The 25,835-nt window shown below is 73.2% G+C and carries 19 protein-coding genes and 1 pseudogene; 11 read left to right on the top strand and 9 right to left on the bottom strand.

Annotation, left to right across the window (positions count from 1 at the left end; genetic code table 11):
- The gene (gene lanKC, locus D6270_RS10845; RefSeq protein WP_109165597.1) at nucleotides 1-2,631 is read left to right on the top strand and encodes a class III lanthionine synthetase LanKC; all 2,631 of its coding nucleotides are present in this window, start codon (nucleotides 1-3) and stop codon (nucleotides 2,629-2,631) included.
- On the opposite strand, the gene D6270_RS10840 is transcribed toward lanKC, so the two are convergent.
- The 6 genes from D6270_RS10840 to D6270_RS10815 form a co-directional block, all read right to left on the bottom strand.
- A complete protein-coding gene (locus tag D6270_RS10840) occupies nucleotides 2,618-4,468 on the bottom strand; it encodes an AfsR/SARP family transcriptional regulator (protein ID WP_109165598.1) in 1,851 nt (616 codons plus the stop codon). The genes lanKC and D6270_RS10840 overlap by 14 nt on opposite strands.
- A gap of 164 nt (nucleotides 4,469-4,632) precedes the next feature.
- On the bottom strand, nucleotides 4,633-7,548 hold the full coding sequence (locus D6270_RS10835) for a helix-turn-helix transcriptional regulator (RefSeq protein WP_109165599.1): 2,916 nt from the start codon (nucleotides 7,546-7,548) through the stop codon (nucleotides 4,633-4,635).
- A 72-nt stretch (nucleotides 7,549-7,620) separates the two neighbouring features.
- Entirely contained in the window at nucleotides 7,621-7,815 is a 195-nt protein-coding gene (locus D6270_RS10830; RefSeq protein ID WP_109165600.1) for a hypothetical protein, read from the bottom strand.
- A 149-nt stretch (nucleotides 7,816-7,964) separates the two neighbouring features.
- The gene (locus D6270_RS10825) at nucleotides 7,965-11,111 is read right to left on the bottom strand and encodes a type 2 lanthipeptide synthetase LanM family protein (RefSeq protein ID WP_109165601.1); all 3,147 of its coding nucleotides are present in this window, start codon (nucleotides 11,109-11,111) and stop codon (nucleotides 7,965-7,967) included.
- Nucleotides 11,112-11,237: 126 nt separating this feature from the next.
- Entirely contained in the window at nucleotides 11,238-11,420 is a 183-nt protein-coding gene (locus D6270_RS10820) for a hypothetical protein (protein WP_158650499.1), read from the bottom strand.
- A gap of 191 nt (nucleotides 11,421-11,611) precedes the next feature.
- On the bottom strand, nucleotides 11,612-12,688 hold the full coding sequence (locus D6270_RS10815) for a LacI family DNA-binding transcriptional regulator (RefSeq protein WP_109165603.1): 1,077 nt from the start codon (nucleotides 12,686-12,688) through the stop codon (nucleotides 11,612-11,614).
- Between the two features lie 109 nt (nucleotides 12,689-12,797).
- Between D6270_RS10815 and D6270_RS10810 the strand changes: the two genes are divergently transcribed.
- The 3 genes from D6270_RS10810 to D6270_RS10800 are packed head-to-tail and all read left to right on the top strand — an operon-like array spanning nucleotide 12,798 to nucleotide 15,933.
- Nucleotides 12,798-13,949 (top strand): Gfo/Idh/MocA family protein, encoded by a 1,152-nt coding sequence (locus D6270_RS10810; protein WP_109165604.1) that lies wholly within the window; start codon nucleotides 12,798-12,800, stop codon nucleotides 13,947-13,949.
- Entirely contained in the window at nucleotides 13,946-15,100 is a 1,155-nt protein-coding gene (locus D6270_RS10805) for a dihydrodipicolinate synthase family protein (RefSeq protein WP_109165605.1), read from the top strand. The genes D6270_RS10810 and D6270_RS10805 overlap by 4 nt, the downstream gene beginning before the upstream one ends.
- Nucleotides 15,097-15,933, top strand: coding sequence for a sugar phosphate isomerase/epimerase family protein (locus D6270_RS10800; protein ID WP_109165606.1), 837 nt, complete (start codon nucleotides 15,097-15,099; stop codon nucleotides 15,931-15,933). The genes D6270_RS10805 and D6270_RS10800 overlap by 4 nt, the downstream gene beginning before the upstream one ends.
- Before the next feature lie 272 nt (nucleotides 15,934-16,205).
- On the opposite strand, the gene D6270_RS10795 is transcribed toward D6270_RS10800, so the two are convergent.
- Both D6270_RS10795 and D6270_RS10790 read right to left on the bottom strand, forming a co-directional pair.
- Nucleotides 16,206-16,625 carry an RNHCP domain-containing protein gene (locus D6270_RS10795; protein ID WP_109165607.1) on the bottom strand — a complete coding sequence of 140 codons (420 nt, stop codon included), beginning with the start codon at nucleotides 16,623-16,625 and terminating at the stop codon, nucleotides 16,206-16,208.
- Nucleotides 16,622-17,014 (bottom strand): RNHCP domain-containing protein, encoded by a 393-nt coding sequence (locus D6270_RS10790; protein ID WP_376201424.1) that lies wholly within the window; start codon nucleotides 17,012-17,014, stop codon nucleotides 16,622-16,624. Before D6270_RS10790 ends, D6270_RS10795 begins: the two co-directional genes overlap by 4 nt.
- Before the next feature lie 485 nt (nucleotides 17,015-17,499).
- On the opposite strand from D6270_RS10790, the gene D6270_RS10785 reads away from it, so the two are divergent.
- From D6270_RS10785 to D6270_RS10760, 6 genes are all read left to right on the top strand, one after another.
- A complete protein-coding gene (locus tag D6270_RS10785) occupies nucleotides 17,500-18,006 on the top strand; it encodes a TspO/MBR family protein (RefSeq protein WP_109165608.1) in 507 nt (168 codons plus the stop codon).
- Between the two features lie 140 nt (nucleotides 18,007-18,146).
- Nucleotides 18,147-18,887, top strand: coding sequence for a class I SAM-dependent DNA methyltransferase (locus tag D6270_RS10780; protein ID WP_109165609.1), 741 nt, complete (start codon nucleotides 18,147-18,149; stop codon nucleotides 18,885-18,887).
- Nucleotides 18,888-19,085: 198 nt separating this feature from the next.
- Nucleotides 19,086-19,352, top strand: coding sequence for a hypothetical protein (locus D6270_RS10775; protein ID WP_109165610.1), 267 nt, complete (start codon nucleotides 19,086-19,088; stop codon nucleotides 19,350-19,352).
- Between the two features lie 239 nt (nucleotides 19,353-19,591).
- Nucleotides 19,592-21,124 (top strand): glycoside hydrolase family 76 protein, encoded by a 1,533-nt coding sequence (locus D6270_RS10770; protein WP_109165611.1) that lies wholly within the window; start codon nucleotides 19,592-19,594, stop codon nucleotides 21,122-21,124.
- Nucleotides 21,125-21,283: 159 nt separating this feature from the next.
- Nucleotides 21,284-22,069 (top strand): NPP1 family protein, encoded by a 786-nt coding sequence (locus tag D6270_RS10765; protein ID WP_109165612.1) that lies wholly within the window; start codon nucleotides 21,284-21,286, stop codon nucleotides 22,067-22,069.
- A gap of 235 nt (nucleotides 22,070-22,304) precedes the next feature.
- A complete protein-coding gene (locus tag D6270_RS10760; RefSeq protein WP_109165613.1) occupies nucleotides 22,305-22,802 on the top strand; it encodes a hypothetical protein in 498 nt (165 codons plus the stop codon).
- Nucleotides 22,803-23,108: 306 nt separating this feature from the next.
- Here D6270_RS10760 and D6270_RS10750 read toward each other — a convergent pair.
- A pseudogene (locus D6270_RS10750) lies at nucleotides 23,109-23,327 on the bottom strand (hypothetical protein); the annotation flags it as partial.
- 151 nt (nucleotides 23,328-23,478) lie between these two features.
- Between D6270_RS10750 and D6270_RS10745 the strand changes: the two are divergent.
- On the top strand, nucleotides 23,479-25,704 hold the full coding sequence (locus D6270_RS10745; protein WP_109165614.1) for an SF1B family DNA helicase RecD2: 2,226 nt from the start codon (nucleotides 23,479-23,481) through the stop codon (nucleotides 25,702-25,704).
- The last annotated feature ends 131 nt before the right edge of the window (nucleotides 25,705-25,835 follow it).

The following is a 25,835-nucleotide window of genomic DNA, read 5'->3' as shown; positions in this document are numbered from 1 at the left end:
GTGCCAGCCGTCCAGGAAACCCAGCTCTACTGCCTCGCCGACCGCACGTACTACGACACCCCGGACCGGCTGCCCGACGCGGACTCCCGCTACCGCCTCGACACCGACCCGCCCCCCGCCGGCTGGCGCCGGTCGGCCGCGGGCCTGTGGACCTCCCTGGTGCCCGAGCACACCCGACTCGCCGAGCAGGGCTGGAAGATCCATGTCTCCACGGTCCCCGACGAGGCCGAGGCCACTCTGCGGGACACCGCCCGGATCTGTCTGCGCCACGGCGTACCGTTCAAATTCCTGCGCAGCGCGCGGGCGTTGTCGCTGATGGCGGACAAGCACATGAACCGCAGCGGCGCGGGCAAGTTCATCGCCGTCTACCCGCCCGACGAAGCGGCCTTCCTGGCCCTGGCCGACGAACTCTCCAGGGCCCTCGCCGGGCGCAGCGGCCCGTACATCCTCAGCGACCTGCGCATCGGCGACGCCCCGGTGTACACGCGCTACGGCGCCTATGTGCCCCGCTGGTGCGACGACGGCGAGGGCGGCCGGGTCCTCGCCCTGCGCGACCCCTCCGGGAACCTGGTTCCCGACGAACGCGGCGTCGTCTTCCGCACGCCCTCCTGGGTCGAGGTGCCGCCGTTCCTGCGCCCGCACCTCGCCGCGCGCGCCGCCGCCCGCGACGACACCTTCCCCTACACGGTCACCGAGGCCCTCCAGTTCTCCAACGCGGGCGGGATCTACCTGGCCGAGGACCGGGACACGGGCCGCCGCGTGGTGCTGCGGGAGGCCCGTCCGCACTGCGGCCTCGACGGCGCGGGCGACGACGCGGTCACCCGACTGCACCGCGAGCACCGGGCGCTGACGGCGCTGGCCGGGCTGGACTGCGTTCCGCGGGTGTACGGCGTACGGACGGTCTGGGAGCACCACTTCCTGATCGAGGAGCACATCGAGGGGCACACCCTCCTGGACGAGATCGTCGCCCGCTTCGCCCTCGTACGCGGGGCGGTGACCGCCGACGACCTCGCGCCCTACGTCGCCTGGACCGAGGCGATGACGGGCGAGCTCTCCCGGGCGCTGGACGCGATCCACGCGCGCGGGCTGCGCTTCGGCGATCTGCACCCCTCCAACATCATCGTCCGGCCCGACGGCCGTATCGCCCTCGTCGACTTCGAGTACGCCACCGGGCTGGACGACCAGGACACCCCGCTCGCCGGTGCCCAGGGCCTCCAGGCACCCCCCGGCACCCCCGGCGCCGAGGCCGACGCGTACGCGCTCTGGGCGACCTGGCTCACCATGCTGATGCCACTCACCGAGATGGCCGGCCTTGAGCGGGCCAAGGCACTCACGCTGGAGAGCTGGGCCCGCCGCAGGTACGGACTCTCCGCCGACGCGGGTCCGGCCAGGCCCGCCCTGCTGCACGGCCTGGACGCCTCACGGCGGCGCGAGGCCGAGGTGGCCGCCCTGTTCGAGCCGCACGTGGACTGGGCGGAGATCCGCGCCCGCCTGCTCGCCGGGATCCACGCCGGGGCCACCCCCGAGCGGACGGACCGCCTCTTCCCGGGCGCTCCCGGCCTCTTCGCCACCGGCGGGACCGACCTCGCCCACGGCGCGGCCGGTGTCCTGTACGCCCTCCACCGCACCGGCGCCCCCGTCCCCGTCGAGTGGACCGACTGGCTCGCCGACGCCGCGTACCGCAGGGACCCCGCCGAGGCGGGCGGTCTCTTCGACGGGCTGCCCGGCACGGCCCTGGTGCTCACGCTGCTCGGCCGCGCCGAGGCGGGCCGGGAGCTGTGGGACCGGGCGATGTCCGCCGCGCCGCCGCCCGCGTCGGCCGACCTGTTCGACGGGCGCGCGGGCCTCGCCCTCGCCGCGCTGCGCCTGGCCCGGGCCGGCGGCCCCACGGCCCCCGGCACCGGACTGGTCGACGCCGCCCTGCGCACCGCCCGGGACCTGGACCGGCTGGCGCGGGGCGGATCGGTGGACGGGATGCGCCTGCCGGAGTCGGCGGGGCTGTTGCGCGGGCTGAGCGGAGCCGCCCTGCTCCACCTGGAACTGCACGCGCTGACCGGTGAGTCGTGGCTGCGCGAGGCGGCACGGACCGCCCTGGAGCGGGAGGCCGGACATCTGGTCACCATGGACGACGGCACGATCCAGGTGCGGGACGGCCGACGCCATCTGCTCTATCTGAACCAGGGCAGCTCGGGCGTCGCGCTGGTGGCCCAGGCGTACACGGCCCGGCACGAACACCCCGCCCTGAGCGCCCTGATCCCCGGGGTACGGGCGGGCTGCGCCATGGAGTTCGTCCGCGAGCCGGGGTTGTTCACCGGGCGCGCGGGACTGGCCGCCGCGGCGGGCCAGCTGTCACCGGACGGCCGTACGGGGCCCGAAGTCCTGGCCTCCGTGACCAACTTGACCTGGCACCTGATCGCCGACGAGGACCGGCTGCTCGTCCCGGGCGCCACCCTGCGGCGCTGCTCCGCCGACCTGGCGACGGGCGCGGCCGGACTGCTGCTGTCCCTGGACTTCCTGTCGAGCGGAACAGACGGAACAGGCGGAACAGGCGGAACAGGCGGGGCGGGCCGGACGGGCGAGGTGGCCGGAATCGGCGGCTCGGGACTGCTGGAGCTCCTCACTCTGGGATGAGCGCCCCCTCGCGCTCGCGCGCGTACAGACAGAGCAGCCGCGGCACCTCGTAGAGCGCGGCATGGGCGGTGACCTCGCCGGTCGGCGAGGTCACCGCCCCCGCGTCGATCAGCGACTCGACGGTGCGGATCGCGGCCCGCTCCCCGCACCCCAGCGCCTCTATCGCCCCGTGCAGGGTGAAGCCGCCCTCCTGCGCGGGCCCGGCCAGCCGCCCCAGCGCCCGCCGGCCGTCCGGCGACAGGTCCTCCCAGCCGGACGCCATCCGCAGCCGTACGGAGACGTCCCCGGCGACCAGTTCGTCCAGGGCCGCCGACGGATCGCCGAGCCGGTCCGCGTACTCCGCGAGCGGCAGATGGCGCAGCACCGCCAGCCGCATCCCGCTCACCCCGACCGCCAACGGCAGCGCCCCGCAGGCCCGGACGATCCGCAGGGCCGCCGCCGGGTCGGTCCGCAGCCGCCCGGGGCCGATCAGCTTGCCCAGCAGCTCCAGCGCCTCGCCGTCCGCCAGGGCCGCCAGGGCGATCCGGTGCACGGGAGCCAGGCCCGCCAGCTGACCGCGTGCCGTGAGCACCACCGAGGACGGCCCGGACCGGGGCAGCAGCCCCCGTACGAAAGCCTCGTCCGGTACGTCGTCGAGGACGACCAGCGCCCGGTGCAGCGACAGCCAGAGCTGCCAGGCGTCCTCCGCGCCCTGCGACACCGCCGCCGGGCCGCTCTCCGGACCGGCCGGCACCGCCGGAACCGTCGGGACCCGCACCCCGCACGACCGGCCCAGCTCGCCCAGGACTTCGGCCGGGGTGCGGGCCGAGCCGTCCTCGCGCCGGACCCGGACGTGGAAGCGCCCGTCGGGGAAGCCGTCACCGAGCAGATGGGCCGCCCGGAGCGCCAGCGCCGACTTACCGGACCCGGCGGGCCCCGAGACGACCACCACCCGCTCGTCCGGGGAGCCCAACAGGGTCAGCAGTTCCCGCAGTTCCTCGCGGCGGCCGGTGAAGTGCCGGGGCGCGGCGGGCAGTGCCGTGCCGTGCGCGGTGTCCCGGCCGGCCGCCTGGGGCCGGGCGGTGCGGCCCCGGCCCAGCATCGCCCGGTACAGGGCCGCCATCGCCGGACTCGGCTCCAGGCCTAACTCCCGTGCCAGCAGCTGCCGGTAGTCGTCGTAGACCGCCAGCGCCTCGGCCTGCCGCCCCGACTGGTGCAGCGAGTTCATCCAGGCCACCCGCAGCCGCTCCCGCAGCGGGTGGCGCTCCACCAGATCGCGCAGGCCGTCCACCGCGACGCCGGCCCGGCCGAGTTCGATCTCGGTCTCGGCCCAGTCCTCGTACACGGTCAGACAGCGGGCCTCCAGCCGCTCGGCCTCCTCCGCCACCCCGGTGGAGTCCCGCAGGTCGTTCAGGGGCGGCCCCTCCCACAGGTCCAGCGCCTCCCGCAGCAGCCGGGCGGCGCTCCGCAGGTCGCCGCGTTCACCGGCGGCCCGCCCGGCCCGGGCCAGCGAGCGGAAGCGCAGGGTGTCCAGCTCGCCCTCGTCGATGGTGAGCCGGTAGCCGCCGCAGCCGTGGACGACCCGGTCCCGTCCGTCGCCGCCGAGCAGGGCGCGGGCGGCGCTCACGTACACCTGGAGGTTCTTGCGCGCGGTGCGCGGCGGGTCGTCGGGCCACACCGCGTCGGTCAACACGTCGACGGGCACAGGGGTGTTGGGGCGCGCGAGCAAGGTGGCGAGGACGAGGCGCTGTTTGCGCGGCCCGAGCGGGAGCGGACGGCCGTCCCGTACGGCGGTGAGCGGACCGAGGAGCGAGAAGTACACCGCACCGGGGGCCGGGCGGGCGGGAGGTCGGATCATCAGCGGGCCTCCGGAAGCGGGGACGGGCGGCAGACTGCCGTACGTACCCTTCGATCCTGGAGCCGTACGCAGACCGGCACATCGGGGGACAGCCCGCATGTTCCGCCGGTAGACCCGACCGAAAGCGCCCCGAGCCCCCATGTTGTGGGGGCACGGGTGCGGCCTCAGGCCGGCTCCACCGCGCACTCCGCCGCGAACTCGCACAGCGCCGAGCGGTCCGCGCGCCCGGTCTTGCTGAGCAGGCTGGCCATGTGCTTCTCCACCGTGCGCGGCGAGATGGAGAGCCGCCGGGCGATCTGCTGGTTGCCGGGCCGCTCCGGGAGCAGCACGAACACCTCGTACTCGCGCGGAGTCACCCCGCTGGTCCGCAGCGACAGCGGGATGCGGTCCCAGCCGCCCCGGTGCTGGGTGACGCTCGCCCCGGCCTGCCGCAGCGCCGCCCGGCACGCGGAGGCGACCACCTGCGCCCCGACCCCGTAGAAGAACTCCTCGGCCCGCCGCAGCCAGGCGACCGGCTCGCCCCACCCGTCGGCTTGGGCCGCGTCCGCGACCAGCCGCAGGCCGAGGTGGCGGGCGACCGGGAAGGGGGTGGAGCGGGTGTCGAAGGCGTCCACCAGGCGGGCCGCCCCGGCCCGGTCGCCGGAGCGGCCCAGCAGCACCGCGTCGGCCAGCTCCAGGAACTGCCCGTTCCAGGCCAGCCCGGCCCCCGGCGAGGCACGTACGGCCTCGTACTCCTCCCGGTCCGCCGCCCCGGCCAGCACCCGCAGGAAGGGGCGCAGCCCGTAACTCCCGCTCAGGTAGAAGTAGCTGGGGTGGTCCCGCTCCCAGGCCTGCACCGCGTCCAGCCCCTCCAGCGCCCGCCCGCGGTCCTCCTCCAGCAGCGCGCCGATCGCCTTGCACAGCCCCAACTGGTGCGGCACGAGAAGCGATTGCTCGCCGCCTGCCCGCCGGAACGCGGCCAGTGCGCGGTCCATGTCCCGCCGCCGTCCCCGGTGCGCGGCCATCGTGGCGGCGGAGAGCAGCAGATAGCGGTGGGCGGAGAGGTTGCCGACCCGGGCGCTGGCCTCCAGCGAACGGTCGATGATCTCCTGCGCCTCGTCCCAACGGGCGCACAGCACCGTGTTCATGGCGAGCAGCCCGTCCACCGTCTGGGTCAGCAGCAGCGCGCCCAGCTCGGTGGCCGCCGCCCGCGCCGAGCGCAGCCGGGAGGCGTCCCCGGTCCGCATGAAGGCGTTGGCCCCGAGCCGCACCAGGGCCTCCACCCGCCAGACGGGCAGATCGTGATCGGTGGAGAGCGCGAGCATCCGCTCCAGACAGGCGTCCGCCTCGTCGAACCCCTTCTCGCGCAGCAGCAGCGCCAGCAGCTGCCAGGCCTGGCAGGCCACCACGGGCAGCCCTTCGGCCTCGGCGATCTCCGCAGCCTCGCGGGCGGCCCGCTCGGTCTCCGAGGGGCATCGGTGCTCCTGCCCGGGGAGCAGGGCCAGGTGGGCGTCGGCGACGGCGAGCGCGGCCCGGCGGCCGGGCGCCGGCTCATGGCCGAGCAGGGTGCGGGCGGCGTCGATCTGACGGGCCGCGTCGGCCGCCCGCTCGGCCATCACCGCCACCCAGGCGATCTTGACGTGGACCTCGCCGCGCCGGTCGGCGGCCTCGGTGCGCGCGGGCACCGGAGGCAGCGTCTCGGCCAGCTCCAGCGCGGCGTCCAGGTCGCCGCCCTCGGCCCGGGCGACCGCCAGGGACTCGGCGATGGCGGCCCGGTCGGCGTCGGCGGCCAGGGGGCAGGCCCGCTCCAGCAGCACCACGGCCGAACCGTGGGCCCCTGAGGCGAGCATCCGTCTCCCGGCCTCCGCGAACCGCAGGGCCGCGCCCGAGCGGTTGCCCGCGGCCAGATGGAGGGAGGCGACGAGCTGCTGCCCGTCCTCGTCGAGCGGGTGCCCGGAGTGCTCCACCGCCACGGCGGCGCGGCGGGCGAGCGAGGCGCGCTCGGCCGGGGCGAGCGAGGAGATCAGGGCCTCGGCGGTCAGCGAGTGGCGGAAGGCGTACCGGTCGGGGGCGGCGCCGTCGGGGGCGATCACACCCGCCTCGACGGCGGACCGCAGATGGGTGAAGAGCGCCCGGTCCTCGAAACCGGTGACGGTCTGGAGCACGGAGACCGAGAACTGGCCGCCCAGGGTGGCCGCCGCGAGTAACAGCTCCCGGACCGGCTCGTCCAGCCGGTCGAGTCTGCGCGTCCAGCTCCGTACGATCCCTGAGGGGACCGGCCCGCCGGGATCGTCGGCCGCCTCCCAGCCGCCGTCCGCCCGGCGCAACTGATCGGTGTCCAGCAGGTCGGCCAGCAGGACTTCCACCAAGTACGGGTTGCCCCCCGCGCGTTCGGCCAACCGCTGGTGCACCACCGGGGGTATCTCCTCGGGCGCCGCCTCCAGGCACGCACCGGTCAGCGCCCGCATCTGATCCTCGGCGAGCGGCTTCAGCTCCTTGACGGTGGCGGCCTGGCGGCGCTCCGCGGACCGTACGAGATCGAGTGCGGCCCCCGGCTCCGGGCGCAGCGTCCCCAGGAGCAGGATCGGCAGGTCGGCCAGGTTGTCGATGACGTACTCGACCACCGCGACGGTCTCCGTGTCGCTGTCGTGCAGGTCCTCCAGCAGGATCGCGCAGCCGGACTCCCGGCCCAGCACGGACAGCAGCCGCAGCAACGCCTCCGCCAGCTCCACGACGGTCTCCGGATAGCCGGGGGAGGCCTCCTGGCGCCATTCGGGGACCAGCCGGGCCAGCGCCGGGTGGTACGGGGCCAGCTCGGGGTCGGTCGGGGTGCCGGCGGCCCGGAAGCGGGAGGAGAGGGCTTCCACGAGTGGCCGGAAAGGGACCACGAGCCCGGTCGACGTGGCACGGCCGCGCAGCACCGGCATGTTCAGCCCGTAGGCCCGGTAGGCGCACTCACCCACCAGCCGGGATTTGCCGATCCCCGCCTCGCCGAGGAAGAACAAGGCGCGCCCTGAACGCCGTTGCACGGCGTCCAGGGCGCTGCTCAGCAGGCCGATCTCCTCGTCCCGCCCGACGATGACCGGCGAAGTGGCACGCATGGCCGCAGGCTACTTGAGTCGTAACTCATCCGGCAGTGGCTCAATACGTCACAATGCGGCCCAGAACAGTGGTTAAAGGGGAATCATGGTGGTCCACGGAAGGTCGATGGTGTTGCCGGCCTCGCCCTCCGAGGCGCTGAGGAGTCTGCTGCGCATCCCCAGCCCGCCGCCGATACCCAGGGATATCTGCCCGGCCGGGTGGTCGTAAGCGCCCTCGTGGGCGGACGTGCCGGATCCCTGCATCGCCGATTCGCTGATGTGCGTCATCTCTGCCTCATTCTCTGCCGAGTAGTGAATTCTGAACCGAATGAACGCTGAAAGAAGGGTTTCTGACAGTAGGTCGACAACGGGTTGGGTAAAGGTGCCGGTCCGCGGTGAAGAGCCGGAACGGCTGATAACAGTCGCAGGGTGCCGGTCTAGGCGACCCCCGCGGACGGGTGGAGGAGCAGTGCGGAGCCGATCCGGTCGGGGAACCCCGCCCGCAGCAGTCCGTGCCCGATGCCCGAGAGGCCGGTGAGCAGCCCCGGGTGCGGTACGTGTCCGGGGGTCCCGCAGCGCGGCCCCTCCCGGTCGGCGGCGGCCAGCAGCGTCCCGGCCCGGCGCACCCACGGGGCGCGGTCACCGGTCAGCGCCGGGTGGCCGAGCAGCTCCAGCAGGCCGAGCTCGCCGTGGCAGAGGCTGTCGTCGGCGAGCGGCGCGCAGTCCGCCAGCTCTCCGGCCCGCTCCGCCAGCCAGCCGGACAGGTCCGGGTCGGCGAGCGCGTCCGGGCTGTCCGCGACGGCGAGGGCCACTCCCGCGGCCCCCTCGCACCAGGCCCGGCCCCCCGTCACCTCGACGGTCGCCCGGCGCAGGGCCCGCAGTCCCGCCGTACGGTACTGCTCACCGCCGCCCGCCGCGGAGAAGCGCAGCAGCGCCCAGCCGATGCCCGCGGCCCCCTCCGCGAAGCCCCCGGAGGCCGGGAGCGGTGCGACGGCGAGCCGTTCGGCGCAGCGCTCGGCGCCCCGCCAGGCCTCGGCCCGGCCGGTGGTGCGGTGCACCGCGAGCAGCGAGACCAGCCCGCCGGCCGCGCCGCCGCGCACCCCGTACCCGTTCTCGGCGGCGCCCGCCGCGCAGGCCAGCCGGGTCGCCGGACCCGCCAGCTCCAGGACCGTGAGGTCGTCGAGGAGCGAGCCCACCTCGGCCAGGGCGTACGCGATGCCGCCGAGGCCCGCGAAGGCCCCCGAACCCAGCACCGCGAGGTCGTCCACCCGGCCGTGCAGCGCGTCCAGCAGCCCGGGCACCGGGGCCAGCGCCTCGCGGGCCGCCTCGGCGTACCGCTCGGCGCCGGAGAGGGCGGCCAGCTGGGCGAGGAAGAGCGCGGGACCGGTGTAGCCGCCGGCGAGGTCGGCCGCCATCGGTGCGAGCCGCCAGTAGCGCTCGCCCAGCAGCTCCAGGCCGATCCAGTTGGTGCGGGTCTCGTGCCGGTAGGCGAGCGAGACGAGCTGGTCACCCACCGAGCGTGCGGCGGAGAGGAGTTGCTCCGGCTCGGGGGCCGTCGCGGCCGTACGGGCCCGCGTGCCGTCCTCCGCCCGGTGCGGCGGTTCGGGGGAGGTGGACACCATGGCGGCCCGGATGATCCGCTCCTGGTCCTGGCGGTCCACCGAGTCCATGGCCCGCACCTTCTCTTCGACCCGGGCGAGCCCGGTGGGGCCGGGTGCGACGGGCACCCCGCGCCCGGTGCCGCTCCACAGATCGCTGGAGCCGGGCCGGGTGAGGAAGACCGGCACATCGCCGTTCCACAGCTCCTCGATCTCCTCGTCCTCCAGCCCGGGCAGCGCCGGCACGCCCAGGGCGGGGGTGCGCAACAGGGAGAGGACCTGGTCGCGTTCGGTGGCGTCCCGCATCAGGTCGGGGTGGGTCGACTCGTCCAGCAGCGTGGTGTAGGCCCAGGTCGGCCGGGGCACGACCCGTACCTCGTCGCCCGCGAAGTCCGTCAACAGGCCGCGCTTGCCGAGCAGTTCGTCGCGGTAGTCGCTGATGGCGGTGTAGCCGACGCGGAACCCCTCGCAGAGGGAGTCGGTGTACGCCGACGGGTCGGCGGGAACCCCGTCCAGCCGGGGCCGGTTGGCGGACTCGGTGAACCGCGCGGAGCGCCGTACCAGCCGCATCGTGTCCGTGCCCGCGTCCGCCCAGTCGGCGGTTTCGATCGGGGAGGAGGCGGCCCGGCCACCGCCGATCGCGGAGACGTCGAGAGCCGCCGAGTCCCCGACCAGCAGCTGCGGCAGCAGCCCGACCCGGTGGACCGAGTCGTGCAGGGCGCGGGCGGCGGGGTCGGCCGAGTGCGCCTGGGTGAGCGGCGGGTGGAAGAGGGTCTCCACATCGACCAGGACCGGGTGCGACCCGCAGGCGATCAGGTTCTCCTGGTGCAGATCGGTGCCGTCCAGCAGATGGAGCAGGGCCAGCAGCGCGCCCTGGCGCCGGTAGAAGAGATGGGTCTCGGCGGTCGAGGTGCAGGGCCGCTCCTCGACGAACTCCACCCACCCGTAGTCACCCCGGTCCAGCACCCGCAGCGCCCGCAGGCCGGGTGTGCCGGGCAGCGAACCGAACCATTCCACCAGGGAGTTGAAGTGCCGGTGCGCCGCGAGCGGGCGCGGCTTGTAGACCAGCCGGGTGCCGTCGGTGAACCGCAGCAGCATCACCGAGCGGCCCCCGCGGTGGCTGTCGCCCGCACCGGCCTCGACCCCGGTCAGCGCCACCGGCCCGCGACCGGCGCCCTCCGCCCCCCGGTCGCCCAGCACACCGGAGGCGGCCAGCAGCTCCCGGTCGTCGGCGAGCCGGCCGAGCATCTCGGTGAAGGCGTCGGCGGCGGCCAGGCTCGTCCGGGCCAGGATGCGGGCCAGCACGGGATAGGAGGTGAGGAAGGCCGCGAGCCCGTCCCGCCCCGCCGTCCGCCGCAGGAAGTCGCGGAACCGCTCCTCGGGCGCCTCCCCGGCCAGCCGTCCCGCCCGCCGCGCCTTGTGCAGTTCCAGCACGAGTGTCCGGGCCGCGAGCCGGGCCAGCCGCCGGACCAGGTGGGAGCGGAAGTCCTCCAGTACGGGGGCGAGCCCGACGGCGTTCCCGGCCCGTACGGCGTTGTTCGACGGTGAGGTCAGCAGCCGCCCGGCGGCCCGCTCGGCGAACGGGGCCACGACGAGGGCGAATCCGGTGAGGCCGGGGTAGTCCCGCTCGGCGACGACGGCCCGGGGCGGCGCGTCGGCGATGACGGCCCGCACGAAGGCGACCCAGTCGGGCTCGCACAGGGGCGGTTCCCCGACGACGCCGGGGAGCCACCAGGGGCCGGTGCCGGGCGTGGTGCTGCCAGCGCCGGTGCCTGCGCCGGTGGCGTTCGGCTTGCTCGCCGCGTTCGTGGGGAGGTGGTTCGTACGTGCGGCTTCCGCCGCCGTGACGGCCGCTGCGGCCGACGGAGAGGAGGCGAGGGACCCGGCAGCGGCGGACCGGGCGGACACGACGGACCCGTTCGTGCCCGGGAGGGCGGGACGGGCAGCGGCCCCCGTACCGCCGCTGCCGATCAGTTCCTTCTCCATCGCACCTCCCAGGTCGGGAGCGGCCCACCGGACCGCTCACGAACCATCCTGGAGGGGGGACTCCTCTGGCGCATGGGGGAGTTGCCCCCATCTTTCGCTCCCGGCCCGTGGGCCAGCTGGGTGCGCTCAGTGCCCTGCCTGGTTCAGCGGTCCGGGGACAGCCCTGCCCCGGCCGACTCTGCGCCGCAGATCCCGGCCGTAGGAGAGGCCGCCGGGGCCGAAGACCCGGGCAAGAGCCTCCCCCCGCGCCGCGAGCGTGACGCAGACCCGGGCCAGGGCCGGGCACGTGGCGACTTCTGCGAAGGCCATGAGGTGTCTGGTGTTCATTCCGACCGGCCCGCTCCTGAGCTGGGTCCCCGACTGGCACGTGTGTGACGGCCAGGTGAAGGTACCGACGGGGGAAGGCGTGGCGGTAGCGTGAAGGCGGACAACCGGCCTCGCGGCGAAGCGGATTGAGCCCGACCGGAGGCCTCGCCCCAGGGGGACTCACCCCGGGGGCCTCACCCCACCCGGGGCGGGGCCGTCGACCCCCGGATCATCAACTCGGCGGCGATGGTGGCGATTCCGCCAGGCGGCGGGTTCTCCTTGCCCATGGCGAGCCGCCCGGCCCGCGCCCCCGCCTCGAAGAGCGGCAGCCGTACGGTCGTCAGCGCCGGGACCGCGTCCACCGAGAACGGCAGGTCGTCGAAGCCCGCCACCGAGATGTCCTGCGGGATGCGCAGCCCCTGGTCCCGTACGGCGGCGCAAGCGCCCAGCGCCACGGTGTCGTTGGCGGCGACGATCGCCGTCACGCCCGGTTCGCGGCGCAGTATCTCGAGGGTGGCCTCGTACCCGGAGCGCCGGTCGTAGGGCCCGTGCACGGTGAGCCGCTCCTCGTCCTCGGGCACCGTGTCGAGTCCGGCGCCCCGCAGGGCCTCGCGGTGGCCCTCCAGCCGGTGCCGGGTGGTGGTCCGTTCGGGCGGCCCGGCGACGTAGCCGATCCTGCGGTGGCCCAGCGAGATCAGGTGCTCGGTCAACCGCCGCCCGCCGCCCCGGTTGTCGAAGGCGAGCGCGGCGACGAGCGCGTCCCCGTCGGGGAGCGGGGGCCGCCCGCAGAAGACGATCCGGGTGCCCGCGTCCGCCATCTTGGCCAGCTTCACGGACATGGCGGCCTGGTGGTCCGGGCTCTCCACCGCGCCGCCGGTGAGGACGACCGCGGCGGCGCGCTGGCGCTGGAGGAGCGTGAGGTAGGTGAGCTCGCGCTCGGGGGAGCCGCCGGTGTTGCAGATGACGGCCAGCTTCTCGCCGCCCGCCCGCCCGGAGCCGTCCCCGGGTCCGCCGATCTGGGTCTGCGCGGCCCCCGCCATGATCCCGAAGAAGGGGTCGGCGATGTCGTTGACCAGGATGCCGACCAGGTCGGACGTGGCGGCGGCCAGCGAGCTGGCGGGCCCGTTGAGCACGTAGTCCAGATCGTCCACCGCGCGCAGGACCCGCTCCCGGGTCGACGCGGCGACCGGGTAGTTGCCGTTCAGCACACGCGAGACGGTGGCCGGGGACACCCGGGCGCGGGCCGCCACGTCCGCCAGGGTGACTGTCATCGCTTTCCTCCGTGAGTCACGTGCGGCGCCCCTCTTGTCCGGCCGCTGTCCGCAGGCTAGCGTCATCTCGTATAGAAAGCGCTTGCTACGGCTGTATGGAGGGAACTTCGTGACACGCAGGACAGTGCGCATCGCCATGAACGGCGTGACGGGTCGCATGGGATACCGGCAGCATCTGGTGCGTTCGATCCTCGCGATCCGCGAGCAGGGCGGCCTGGACCTGGGCGACGGCGAGGTGCTCTGGCCGGAGCCCGTCCTCGTCGGCCGCCGCGCCCACGCCCTGGAGGAGCTGGCGGCCCGGCACGGGCTCACCGAGTGGTCGACGGACCTGGACGCGGTGCTCGCGGACGACACGGTCGACATCTACTTCGACGCCCAGGTCACCTCGGCCCGCGTCGAGGCGATCAAGAAGGCCGTAGCGGCGGGCAAGCACATCTACACCGAGAAGCCCACGGCCACGGACGTCGAGGGCGCCCTCGACCTGGCCCGGCTCGCCCGGGACGCGGGCATCAAGCACGGCGTGGTCCAGGACAAGATCTTCCTGCCGGGCCTGCTGAAGCTGAAGCGCCTGATCGACGGCGGATTCTTCGGCGAGATCCTCTCCATCCGGGGGGAGTTCGGCTACTGGGTCTTCGAGGGCGACTGGCAGGAGGCCCAGCGCCCCTCGTGGAACTACCGCGCGGAGGACGGCGGGGGCATCGTCGTGGACATGTTCCCGCACTGGGAGTACGTGCTCCACGAGCTCTTCGGCCAGGTCACCTCCGTGACGGCCCATGTGCAGACGCATGTCCCGCGGCGCTGGGACGAGCACGGCAAGCCGTACGAGGCGACCGCCGACGACGCCGCGTACGGCATCTTCCAGCTGGCGGGCGGGGCGGTCGCGCAGATCAACTCCTCCTGGACGGTGCGGGTCAACCGCGACGAGCTGGTGGAGTTCCAGGTCGACGGTACGCACGGCTCCGCCGTGGCGGGCCTGCGCAACTGCCGCGTGCAGCACCGCTCTTCGACCCCCAAGCCGGTCTGGAACCCGGACCTGCCGGTGACGGAGTCGTTCCGCGACCAGTGGCAGGAGATTCCGGACAACCAGGAGTTCGACAACGGCTTCAAGGCGCAGTGGGAGCTGTTCCTGCGCCATGTGGCTCTCGACGAGCCGTACACCTGGGACCTGCTGGCGGGCGCGCGGGGCGTCCAACTCGCCGAGCTGGGGCTGAAGTCGTCGGCGGAGGGCCGTCGCTTCGAGGTCCCGGAGCTGACGCTGTGACGGCTCCTGTCCCGCTGCCCCAGGGCCCGTACACGCCGCGTACGACCCCTCTCGCCCTCGCGCCGGGAGGGGCGCCGCTCACCTCCCGTACGGTCTTCTCGGCGGCCCACGTCGTCGCGGACCCGTACGCGGACATCAGCCCCGACGACCCGGCGGCCGTCGACTGGGAGTCCACGCTCGCCTTCCGCCGCCACCTCTGGTCGCACGGCCTGGGCGTGGCGGAGGCGATGGACACGGCGCAGCGCGGGATGGGCCTGGACTGGGCGGGCGCGGCCGAACTGATCCGCCGGTCGGCGGCGGAGGCGAAGGCGGTGGGCGGGAGGATCGCCTGCGGCGTGGGCACGGACCAGTTGCCGGCGTCCGGTGAGCCGGCCCTCGCCGAGGTCAGGTCGGCGTACGAGGAGCAACTGGCCCTCGCCGAGGAGAACGGCGTACAGCCGATCCTGATGGCGTCGCGCGCACTGGCCCGGGCGGCAAGGGGCCCGGAGGACTACCTGTCCACGTACGCGCACCTCCTGCGCCAGGCCTCCGAGCCGGTGATCCTGCACTGGCTGGGCCCGATGTTCGACCCGGCGCTCGACGGTTACTGGGGCAGCACGGACCTGGACGAGGCGACGGACACGTTCCTGAAGGTCATCGCCGAACACCCGGACAAGGTCGACGGCATCAAGATCTCCCTCCTGGACGCGGCCCGCGAGATCGACGTACGCCGACGGCTCCCGGGCGGGGTGCGCTGCTACACGGGCGACGACTTCAACTACCCGGAACTGATCGCGGGTGACGAACAGGGCTTCAGTCACGCGCTGTTGGGCATCTTCGACCCGTTGGGCCCGCTGGCGGCGCACGCGGTACGGGTGCTGGACACGGGGGACGTGGCAGGCTTCCGGGCCCTTCTCGACCCGACGGTCGGACTCTCCCGTCACCTCTTCCAGCCGCCGACCCGCTTCTACAAGACGGGCGTGGTCCTCCTGGCCTGGCTGGCCGGCCACCAGGACCACTTCACGATGGTGGGCGGAGCGCAGTCGGCGCGCTCGCTGCCGCACCTGGCGAAGGCGTACGAGCTGGCGGACGGCTTGGGCCTGTTCCCCGATCCGGAGCTGGCGGCCCACCGGATGCGGGCGCTGCTGGCGGTCAACGGAGGCACACGATGAACGACGAACACCTGTCCCGCCTCTCGCTCAACCAGGAGACCATCAAGCAGTGGTCGCTCCCCGAGCTGGCGGAGGGCTGCGCCAAGGCTGGCATCGGCAAGGTCGGCCTGTGGCGGGCGCCGGTGCAGGCGTACGGCGTGGAGCGCACGGCACGGCTCATCGCGGACGCGGGCCTCTCCGTCACCAGCCTCTGCCGCGGCGGCTTCTTCACCGCCCTGGACCCGGAGGAGCGGGCCCGCGCCCTGGACGACAACCGCCGGGCGGTGGACGAGGCGGCGGCCCTGTCCACGGACACCCTGGTGCTGGTCTCCGGCGGCCTCCCGCCCGGCAGCCGCGACCTGTACGGCGCTCGCGAACGGGTGGCGGACGCGCTGGCCGAACTCGCCCCGTACGCGGCGGAGCGCGGCGTCCGCCTGGCGATCGAACCGCTGCACCCGATGTTCGCCTCGGACCGCTGTGTGGTCTCGACTCTGGGCCAGGCTTTGGACATCGCGGAACGCTTCCCGGCCGAGCAGGTGGGGGTGGTCGTCGACACGTACCACGTCTGGTGGGACGACCGGGCCCCCGCCGAGATCGCCCGCGCGGGAGCGGCCGGCCGCATCCACTCCTTCCAGCTGGCCGACTGGATCACCCCGCTCCCGGCGGGCGTGCTGCTGGGGCGGGGCCAACTGGGCGACGGGAGCGTGGACTTCCGGGCGTTCCGTCGGGAGGTCGAGGCGGCGGGCTTCGACGGCCCGATCGAGGTGGAGATCTTCAACGAGGCGCTGTGGGCCCGCGACGGGGCGGACGTGCTGGCCGAGGTGGCGGAGCGCTATGGGCAACATGCCTGCTGAGGACCGCGATCGAGGCCGAAGGTAAAGAGATCGTAAAGGGCTGCAACCTTTGCGTACCCTCCCGGGTCACACATGGCGTCGGGACTTCCGGGGAGGGGTCCGGGGGGAACGGGAAGGCCCGACGGGGGAAAGCGAGGGGGGTCCGGCCGCGAGGCCGGGCCCCATTCTTGCTTCTCGGCCTCTCCTCGCTCTTCGGGGAGCGGGCCGGGGCTGTGGGCCGGGGGCCGCCCGGCGAACACCGGACGGCCCCCGATCACAGCACGGCCCCCCGATCACAGCGCGAGCATGACCCGCGCGGGGATACCGGCATCGGCGAGCGGCCGCAGCGCCAGCCGTATCAGCGCCAGAGGGTTGTCATCGCCCGCGATGCGGTTGGCGCTGAGCTCGCCGCAGGTCAGGCAGAGGTGGATGAGCATCCACTCCCCGTCCGCCCGTACGGACAGGCTCAGAGCCGTCATCCGCCCACCGCACCCCGCCGCCCGGTCGCCCGGTACCCGCCGGTCCACATGCAGGCTGACCAGACAGGACGGGCAGTGGTTGCGATGGGCGGTGCCCGGCGCCACCAGGGAGACATCGAGCCGGCAGCCGACGCACCGGAACGCGTCGCCGCGCGCCCCGGCGGGCCCGTGGAGCACGTCCTTGGCTCGCTGGGGACGCCGCCGCCCGGCCGGCCGGGCTCTCCGCCGCGTCACAGGTCACCGAACGCTTCGAGCGGGAACGGCGGCTGAGCCAGGGGACGTACGGCCATCCGCATGAGGATCAGCTGGTTGTCGTCCCCGCAGACGGGGTTCGAGGTCAGCTCGTCGCAGCGGACACACCGGTGGACGACCATCCAGTCACCGGTGCGGAGCACCGCGATGGAGATCGGGGTCATCCGGCCCTCGCAATCGGAGGGACCGCCCTCGACCTGGTCGACGAGGTGCCGGGAGTGGAGGCAGCTGGGGCAGTGGTTGCGCCGACCGCCGTCGGGCGCGGACGCGGCGACGGTCAGCCCGCAGCGGACGCAGGTGAAGGTGTCCAGCGAGGACACGGACATGGGTGAGGACATGGTCGTGCGGTGGCGGGGGTTGTCGTGTGACACCCGGATACTCCTTGCCGAAGGTGAGGAACGAAGCAGCAGGGAAGTACCGAGCACCCCTCGTGTCGGAGCGCCGGAGCGCGTGGCGCGCGTCGGGGTTCGGCCGCGGGCCGTGGTGCGTCAGCAGACGGTGGACGTACGGCGGCGGCTGCGCACGCGGTCAGGCCCGGTCGCCCCGGCGCCACAGGCGCGACGAGGGAGGCTCGGAACCACTGGCCGGGGCATACATCAACTGCTTTCCAGGGCACACGGCCCAGAGGTCACCTGCGGTCGGGCACCGCGGTCGAGGCGCGAGCACCGTAACAACGGGGGCGGCGGCCGGGCCACCGAATTTCACTGCCTTTTAGAAGCATCCGCTCCCGGCACCGGCCGAGAAATGCCCTGGGAAGCGGGAAGCGGGAAGCGGAGATCGGGAAGCGGGAAGCGGGGAACGGGAACAAGGAACAGCGGGAAGCAGAGAACGAAGACCGAGGAACAGGAGCCCACCCGTGCCACCGACCCGCACCACCTCCACCGCAGCGACACCATCCCGCCACCGGGGTTGGCTCACGCTCCTGCTGTTCCTCGCCCTCTGCTACGGCGTGGCCGCCGCGGGCGCGATCGCGACAGGTGACGCGGGCAGCACCTACGCCGCCCTGGACAGGCCCGCATGGGCCCCGCCCGGCTGGCTCTTCGGCCCGGTGTGGACGGTGCTGTACGGGATGATCGCGGTGGCGGGCTGGCTGGTGTCCCGCCGCCCCGGCCCGGGCCGCCGGCCGGCGCTCGTGGCGTGGGGGGTGCAACTGGCGCTGAACGCGCTGTGGACGCCGCTGTTCTTCGCGGCCGAGCAGTACGGACTCGCCTTCCTCGACATCGCCCTGCTGCTGGCGGCCGTGGTGACCACCGTGCTGCTCTCGGCCCGGGTGGACCGGCGCGCGGCCTGGCTGCTGGTGCCGTACCTGCTGTGGGTCGGCTACGCGTCGGCGCTGAACCTGGCGCTCTGGCTGGCCAACTGACGTCCGGGCACGGGCAGGAAGCGGCCACCGCGACAAGGGCGGCCCTTCCGCGCCCACCTGCACCTCCGGGCGCGCGCGGGACGCGGACGACGTCTTAATGCGTCGACAGGGCCCCGGGCCACCCGGCAGAGTGCCTGCCCGTGACGAGCAGCGAACTGTGGACCCGCGAGACCGCCGACCGCTACGACACCGAGGAGGCCGAGAACTCCTCACCCGCCGTCCTCGGCCCCGCTCTCGACTTCCTCGCCGAGCTGGCCGGAGACGGCCGGGCCCTGGAGTTCGCCATCGGTACGGGACGTGTGGGCATCCCGCTGCGGGAACGTGGCGTACCGGTGGTGGGCATCGAGCTGTCCGAACACATGGTTGCGGCGCTGCGCCGCAAGATCGACGAGAGCGCGCTCCCGGTCACCATCGGGGACATGGCCACCACGACGGTCCCCGGCACGTTCACCCTGGTCTACCTCGTGTACAACACCATCTCGAACCTGCTCACCCAGGACGAGCAGGTCGAATGCTTCCGCAACGCGGCACGCCACCTGGAACCTGGTGGCCGATTCGTCATCGAACTGGGAGTGCCGCCACTTCGCTCCCTGCCGCCCGGCCGGACCGCGGTGCCGTTCGACGTCTCCGAGCGGCATCTCGGCTTCGACACGTTCGACCTGGTGGAACAGATCCTGGTCTCGCACCACCTCACGCGCGACGGTGACGACGGCCGCTACCGCCGGAGCAACTCCCGCCACCGGTACGCCTGGCCGGCGGAGCTGGACCTGATGGCGAAGATCGCCGGCCTCGGTCCGGAACGCCGCGTCGCGGACTGGGACGGGACGCCCTTCACCCAGGACTCGCCCCGACACATCTCCGTATGGCGCAAGCCTGCCTGATTTTTCTTGCTGGGACCCATCCGGACGAGCCATGGCTCCGAACAACACAGTGAGGGCCAAGGCACCGGCCCTCACCTGCGCCGTTCGGGGGTGTGGCGGCCCCCCGCCCCCGAACGGCTGCCACGGCGCCGACACGCCCTCCACCGAACCGCTCCAACGGCGGTGACTGGCTCGGCGTCCCGGGGGTATCCGGCGCACATGGCCTTCATCAAGCGTGTAGCCCTCGCCCCTCGCGCTGTACGTCAGCTCCGGCGCGTCCGCTCGGTGTACGCCGTGGGGATGGCGCTCTCCCTGCTCGGGCTGGTCCTCCAGATGGAACGTGATCCCGGTGGCCGGCAGACGCACCTCGCGGCGGTCCTCCTGGTGGCGTTCACCGCCCTGCTCGGGCTGACGGCCGTCCAGCTGTGGCGGCACACGAGGACCCGCCACTGCAGCACGGCGAAGAAGCTGACCCGCGCCGCCTGACGCGTCACCGCGGCATGCCTGGAGCGGCGGTGCCGGGGGTACGTCCGGTGCGCGAGGGACTGTTGGGCCCAGGGGCCCAGCACGGGCCCAAATCCCCTGCGCCACGAGGCGGTTGACCTGCTGTCCTGCGTGGGTCCGGCTGCTGTGCCCTTGACGGCGGTAGGGCGGGACGGGTTCGCTGAGACGCGAGCCACCCCCCGCACCCCCCTCTCCTGACGGACCCGCCGGAGGACGCCCCCATGCCGATCGTCCTGCCCCGCCACCGCGCGAGAGCGGCCCTGCCCACGGCCGTACGCCTGACCGTGGCCCTCACGCTCGCCGCACTCCTGGGCCCCGCCGCCACGTCCACCGCCGTGGCAGCTCCGGCGGCCACGGCCCCCACCGCGACGGCCGAAGCCGAGTCCGCCGCCCCGGCCGCCCTCTGCAACAAGCACTGCGACGCCCGCGACCCGGGCGCCGCGACCTCCGACCGCGTCCCGGTCACCGCCACCCTCTACGGCCGCTCCATCGCCCTCCACCTCTCCGACAACGATGTCATGGGCTGGGCCGCCATCGACAACGGGGCGGCCGGCGACCAGACCTGGCTGGACCGCTCCTTCGACGGCGGCCGCACCTGGGCCTCGGGCAGCAAGCTCGGTGCCACCGTGACCCCGGCCGGCCGGACCGGCTGGCGCTCGCAGATGTACAACGTGGACGACTGGGGCACCGGGGGCATCGGCGCCCTCCGCGCCTGCGGAAAGGCGGGCGACCGCGCGGAGATCGCCTGCACCGGCTGGGCCCGCGTCGACTGGAACGCCAACAGCCGCAGCAAGGCGGCGGCGACGGCCCTGATGATGAACTACGACCGCGGCTCCGGAAGGTTCACGGGCTGGTGGACCTCGGCCACCGCGCTCACCTCGTTGATCGACAACATCCGCGTCAGCCACATGCCGAGCTACCGGTACGCCATCGCCAACACCTTCGAGAAGCTGCGCACGGCGGAGGGCGGTGACTTCACCAACTCCTATCTGGACGACACCGGTTGGTGGGGCCTCGCCTGGGTGGCGGCGTACGACCTGACCGGCGAGCGGCGCTACCTGGACACCGCGCGCAAGGACGCCGACCACATGGCCGCCTACTGGACGGGCACGTGCGGCGGCGGTGTGCAGTGGGCCACGGACAAGCCGTACAAGAACGCGATCACCAACGAGCTGTACATCCAGCTCAGCGCCGCGCTCCACAACCGCATCGCCGGTGACACGACCTACCTCCGGCGGGCGAAGGACGGCTGGGCGTGGTTCAGTTCCAGCGGCCTGATCAACTCCGGCAACACGGTCAACGACGGTCTGCGGGACGACTGCACGAACAACGGCGACACAACCTGGACGTACAACCAGGGCGTCGTCCTCGCCGCCCTGGCCGAGCTTAACCGCGCCACCGGTGACCCGACGCTCCTCACCCGTGCCCGCACCCTGGCCGACGCCTCGACCACCTCGTCCTACCTCAACCCCGGCGGCACCCTCCACGAGCCGTACGAACCCGACGGCACCGGCTGCACGTCGGACGGCGACTCCTTCAAGGGGGCGTACGTCAGGGGCCTCGGCCTGCTCAACAAGGCGCTCCCGGACCGCCCGTACAGCGCCTACCTGCACCGCCAGGCCGACACGGCGTACGCGGAGAACCGCACCAGCCTGGACCAGTACGGCCCCCACTGGGCGGGCCCGCGCAAGGACCTGGGCAACGGCTGTCAGCACAGCGCGCTGGACCTGATGAACGCGGCCGAGGACAGCTGACCGGCCCGACCCCACCCCTGGCACCGCCGGACCCCACCCCCGGCACCGGCGGACCCCACCCCCGGCACCGCCGGACCCCACCCCTGGCACCGCTTCGGGCCGCACCCCGCCCCGACACCACCGCTTCGAGCCGACGTACGCCTGCGAAGGAGCCCTCCGATGCCCGCACCACGTCCGTCCCGGCCATCACGCGCCCTGCGCCGAGCCCTGACCGTCACCGTGACCGCCGCCACCCTGGTCCTCGCCTCCGCGACCATGGCGCACGCGGCCCCGCCACGACCCCTGCCCGGAAACGCGGACGAGCTGGAGCGGACGTTCCAACCCGCCCTGGACTACGACAAGGACGGCTGTTACGCCACCTCCGCGATCGGCCCGGACGGCACCATCGCACCGGGCCTGAAGCTCGGCGGCGCACTCAACGGCGACTGCCGGGACCGCTCCGATCTGGACAGCAGCAACGCCTACTCCCGCGCGAAGTGCGACAACGGCTGGTGCGCGATCCTCTACACGTACTACTTCGAGAAGGACCAGGTCGCCCCTGGAGGGCTGTTCGGAGGCCATCGCCACGACTGGGAACACGTGGTGGTGTGGGTGAACGGCAACAAGGCCGAGTACGTGGCGACCTCGGCCCATGGCGACTTCACGGTCCACAAGGCCGCCGACGTCCCCTTCGACGGCACGCGCCCCAAGATCGTTTACCACAAGGACGGCGCGAGCACCCACTGCTTCCGCAAGGCCACCGCCAAGGACGAACCTCCGGAGAACCACCTGGGCGCCTGGCACTACGCGCCGCTGGTGGGCTGGAACGGCTACCCGGCCGGCCTGCGGGACAGGCTGCTCGCCGCCGACTTCGGCAAGGCGACGATCGGCATCAGGGACGACCGCTTCACCGGCCACCTGGCGAAGGCCCTCCCGAAAGGTGTGCCGTTCGACCCGGCGAGCTGATCGCAGAGCGAGGACGCCCGGTGCCCCGACCCGGTTCACCCGGGGCGGGGAGGCACCCGCGATGAGGTACGCACCACGGCGGGCCTCCGGTCGGCGACTCACCCGGTCCGCGGGTCCGCCCCCTCCGGCCACCCCGACCGGTCAAGGCTCGACGGCACCCGGCGGACGGCATCCGCTGTACGGGTGAAGGAACGGCCGACGGCAGCCGGGAGCCGCGACACCGCTCCTACGATGGGTGCCCGCGCCGATCCTGGGAGCCACCGTGCCGGACCACATCCCGGACCGCCCGCCGAAGACCCCACCCCCGCCGAAGCGCCCGATCTCCCCGCCGCGCCCGGATGCGAGCCTCGCGACCACGGCGCGGGTCGGGATGCTGGTACGGAACCGCCGCGCGGCGAACTGGCAGCTGGAGGCGGCCTCTTGGTCACCGGTAAGGGCGGCGGCCCATGTGCTGCGCAGGCTCCACGAGTGGGGCCACGCTGAAGTGAACGGGCCCGCGCAGGAGTTGACAGAACTTCTGGTGCGCACGGCGGTCGCGGACGGCGGCCGCAGGGTGTCCGTACACCTAGCGGACCAGGGCCGAGAGGCGCTGATCGTCGCACTGTCCCACCAGCCGGTGCACGCGGCTGCGGATCCTGACCTGCTGCCTGAACTCGCCCGGCTGGGAGCGAAGTCGTGCGGCACGGACACGGCGGAGGACGGCAGGCGGGTGTGGGCGGTGTTCGCCCTGTAGGGAGCCCTACAGGGGGAGCAGTTCGTGGTGCGCGGTTCGTCGGCAATTGCCTCAGCGCTTGACGCGGTCACGGACGGCCACGCCGGTGAGGCCCAGCAGGACGGGTTCGATGACGCGCGAGGCCATGCCGATGCAGGTGCTGGCAGCGGTCAAGTCCCGCCCGGAGGAGCGGAAGACCACAGAGCTGAGAGTGACGCCCGGAGCCGCCTCGAAGCGTTTCCCGGAGAAGCGGTCCTCGCGGGACCACCCCAGCAGGTCCCCCAGCCGCGCAAGGGCGTCACGAGCGGCATCCTGCGTCTCGCCGCCGAGTCGGACCGAGGCCGCCGCCTCCAGCACCAGGGAGATCCTGACCTGGGCGGGGGAGACCGTCGCCGCCATCGAGAAGCCCGCTCCGGAGGCCGCGAAGCTGCCTGCCGCCAGGGCCACCAGGGTGAGCCCCGCCAGGGCCACCAGGGCGAGCCCTGCCCGGAACACGCTGTAGCCGAGGGCGAGCGGGAGCCAGAGCGGCAGCACCGCGACGGTGCCGGAGATCCAGCGGTTCGAGGACTTCATCGGCCGGCAGCGGCCGACCGTGGACGCCCTGCTCGCGGAGGCGTACCTGGGCGTAGGGCCCGTGGCGTAGGCGGCCTTCCCGGCCGCGAGCCGGACTGTCAGTGGCGGACGGTAGCGTCGGATCATGTCCAACATGGCCGTCATCGAAGGGGTCCTGGAGAGGATCACGTACGCCAACGAGGAGAACGGGTACACGGTCGCCCGCGTCGACACCGGGCGCGGGGCCGGGGATCTGCTCACGGTGGTCGGTGCGCTGCTCGGCGCGCAGGTGGGTGAGTCGCTGCGGATGGAGGGCCGTTGGGGCTCGCACTCGCAGTACGGCAAGCAGTTCACCGTCGAGAACTACACGACCGTCCTGCCCGCCACCATCCAGGGCATCCGCCGCTATCTCGGCTCCGGGCTGATCAAGGGCATCGGGCCGGTGATGGCCGACCGGATCACCACCCACTTCGGCGTCGACACCCTCGACATCATCGAAAAGGAGCCGAAGCGGCTCGTCGAGGTCCCCGGGCTCGGCCCCAAGCGCACGAAGATGATCGCGGCCGCGTGGGAGGAGCAGAAGGCGATCAAGGAGGTCATGGTCTTCCTCCAGGGCGTCGGCGTCTCCACCTCCATCGCCGTCCGTATCTACAAGAAGTACGAGGACGCCTCGATCTCCGTCGTGAAGAACCAGCCCTACCGGCTGGCCGCCGATGTCTGGGGCATCGGGTTCCTCACCGCCGACAGGATCGCCCAGGCGGTCGGGATTCCGCACGACAGCCCCGAGCGGGTCAAGGCCGGTCTTCAGTACGCCCTCTCCCAGTCCTCCGACCAGGGGCACTGCTACCTCCCCGAGGAGCGGCTCATCGCGGACGGGGTGAAACTCCTACAGGTCGATACCGGCCTGGTCATCGAGTGTCTGGCCGAGCTGGCCGCCGATCCGGAGGGTGTCGTACGGGAGAAGGTGCCGTCGCCCGAGGGGGGCGAGCCGATCGCCGCTGTCTACCTCGTGCCGTTCCACCGGGCCGAGCTGTCTCTCGCCGGGCAGCTGCGGCGGCTGCTGCGGACCGGGGAGGACCGGATGCCGGCCTTCCAGGACGTGGACTGGGAGAAGGCGCTGGGCTGGCTGGCGACGCGTACGGGGGCCTCGCTGGCGCCCGAGCAGGAGGAAGCGGTACGGCTCGCGCTCAGCCGGAAGGTGGCCGTCCTGACCGGTGGGCCCGGCTGCGGGAAGTCGTTCACCGTGCGGTCCATCGTCGAGTTGGCGCAAGCCAAGCGGGCGAAGGTGGTGCTGGCCGCGCCCACGGGGCGGGCCGCCAAGCGGCTGGCCGAGCTGACCGGGGCCGAGGCGTCCACCGTGCACCGCCTGCTCGAACTGAAACCTGGCGGGGACGCGGCGTACGACCGTGACCGTCCGCTGGACGCGGATCTGGTCGTCGTCGACGAGGCGTCCATGCTTGATCTGCTGCTCGCCAACAAGCTCGTGAAGGCCGTGGCACCCGGTGCCCACCTCCTCCTTGTGGGCGATGTCGACCAGTTGCCCTCGGTCGGGGCGGGGGAGGTGCTCAGCGACCTGCTCGCGGAGGGCAGTCCGGTCCCCGCCGTCCGGCTCACCCGGATCTTCCGGCAGGCCCAGCAGTCGGGGGTGGTCACCAACGCCCACCGGATCAACGCGGGGAAGCCCCCGCTCACCGAGGGGCTCAGCGACTTCTTCCTCTTCGTCGAGGACGAGACGGCGGACGCGGGCAAGCTCGCCGTCGATGTGGCGGCCCGTCGCATCCCGGCCAAATTCGGTCTCGACCCGCGCCGTGACGTGCAGGTCCTCGCGCCGATGCACCGCGGGCCGGCGGGCGCCGGTGAGCTGAACGGGCTGCTCCAGCAGGTCATCACGCCGGGCCGGCCCGACCTTCCCGAGAAGCGGTTCGGCGGCCGTGTCTTCCGCGTCGGCGACAAGGTCACCCAGATCCGCAACAACTACGACAAGGGCGAGAACGGCGTCTTCAACGGCACGGTCGGCGTCGTCACCGCCCTCGACCTCGACGAACAGAAGCTCACCGTCCGCACCGACGAGGACGAGGAGATCGGCTACGACTTCGACGAGCTGGACGAGCTGGCGCACGCGTACGCCATGACGATCCACCGTTCCCAGGGCAGCGAGTATCCGGCCGTCGTCATCCCCGTCACCAACAGCGCCTGGATGATGCTCCAGCGGAACCTGCTCTACACGGCCGTCACCCGTGCCAAGAAGCTCGTCGTCCTCGTCGGGTCCCGTAAGGCGATCGGCCAGGCCGTCCGCACGGTTTCCGCAGGCCGACGGTGTACGGCGCTGGATTTCCGGCTCCGAGGCGGCTCCGGAGAAGACTTCTCGTGACTCCCGCACAGAAATGATCGATCAAATCGGTGGGAAACATCACGGAGGTCTTCCGGAACCGCAGTCAAGGGGGCAGGATGAGTAAGTTGGCGGCACTCAGTGCCGCCAGTAGGTCCAATGGACGACCCCGA

This window comes from Streptomyces griseus subsp. griseus (assembly GCF_003610995.1).
Taxonomy (GTDB): Bacteria; Actinomycetota; Actinomycetes; order Streptomycetales; family Streptomycetaceae; genus Streptomyces.
Note: the sequence above shows the minus strand (reverse complement) of the source record. Positions and strands in the feature narration are given on the sequence as shown.

Coding starts and splice junctions, on each gene's coding strand:
- D6270_RS10745 (WP_109165614.1), top strand. CDS start 23,479: ATGTCCAACATGGCCGTCATCGAAGGGGTCCTGGAGAGGATCACGTAC.
- D6270_RS10770 (WP_109165611.1), top strand. CDS start 19,592: ATGCCGATCGTCCTGCCCCGCCACCGCGCGAGAGCGGCCCTGCCCACG.
- D6270_RS10825 (WP_109165601.1), bottom strand. CDS start 11,111: ATGGAGAAGGAACTGATCGGCAGCGGCGGTACGGGGGCCGCTGCCCGT.
- D6270_RS10775 (WP_109165610.1), top strand. CDS start 19,086: ATGGCCTTCATCAAGCGTGTAGCCCTCGCCCCTCGCGCTGTACGTCAG.
- D6270_RS10815 (WP_109165603.1), bottom strand. CDS start 12,688: ATGACAGTCACCCTGGCGGACGTGGCGGCCCGCGCCCGGGTGTCCCCG.
- D6270_RS10835 (WP_109165599.1), bottom strand. CDS start 7,548: ATGCGTGCCACTTCGCCGGTCATCGTCGGGCGGGACGAGGAGATCGGC.
- D6270_RS10820 (WP_158650499.1), bottom strand. CDS start 11,420: ATGGCCTTCGCAGAAGTCGCCACGTGCCCGGCCCTGGCCCGGGTCTGC.
- D6270_RS10800 (WP_109165606.1), top strand. CDS start 15,097: ATGAACGACGAACACCTGTCCCGCCTCTCGCTCAACCAGGAGACCATC.
- D6270_RS10765 (WP_109165612.1), top strand. CDS start 21,284: ATGCCCGCACCACGTCCGTCCCGGCCATCACGCGCCCTGCGCCGAGCC.
- D6270_RS10830 (WP_109165600.1), bottom strand. CDS start 7,815: ATGACGCACATCAGCGAATCGGCGATGCAGGGATCCGGCACGTCCGCC.
- D6270_RS10840 (WP_109165598.1), bottom strand. CDS start 4,468: ATGATCCGACCTCCCGCCCGCCCGGCCCCCGGTGCGGTGTACTTCTCG.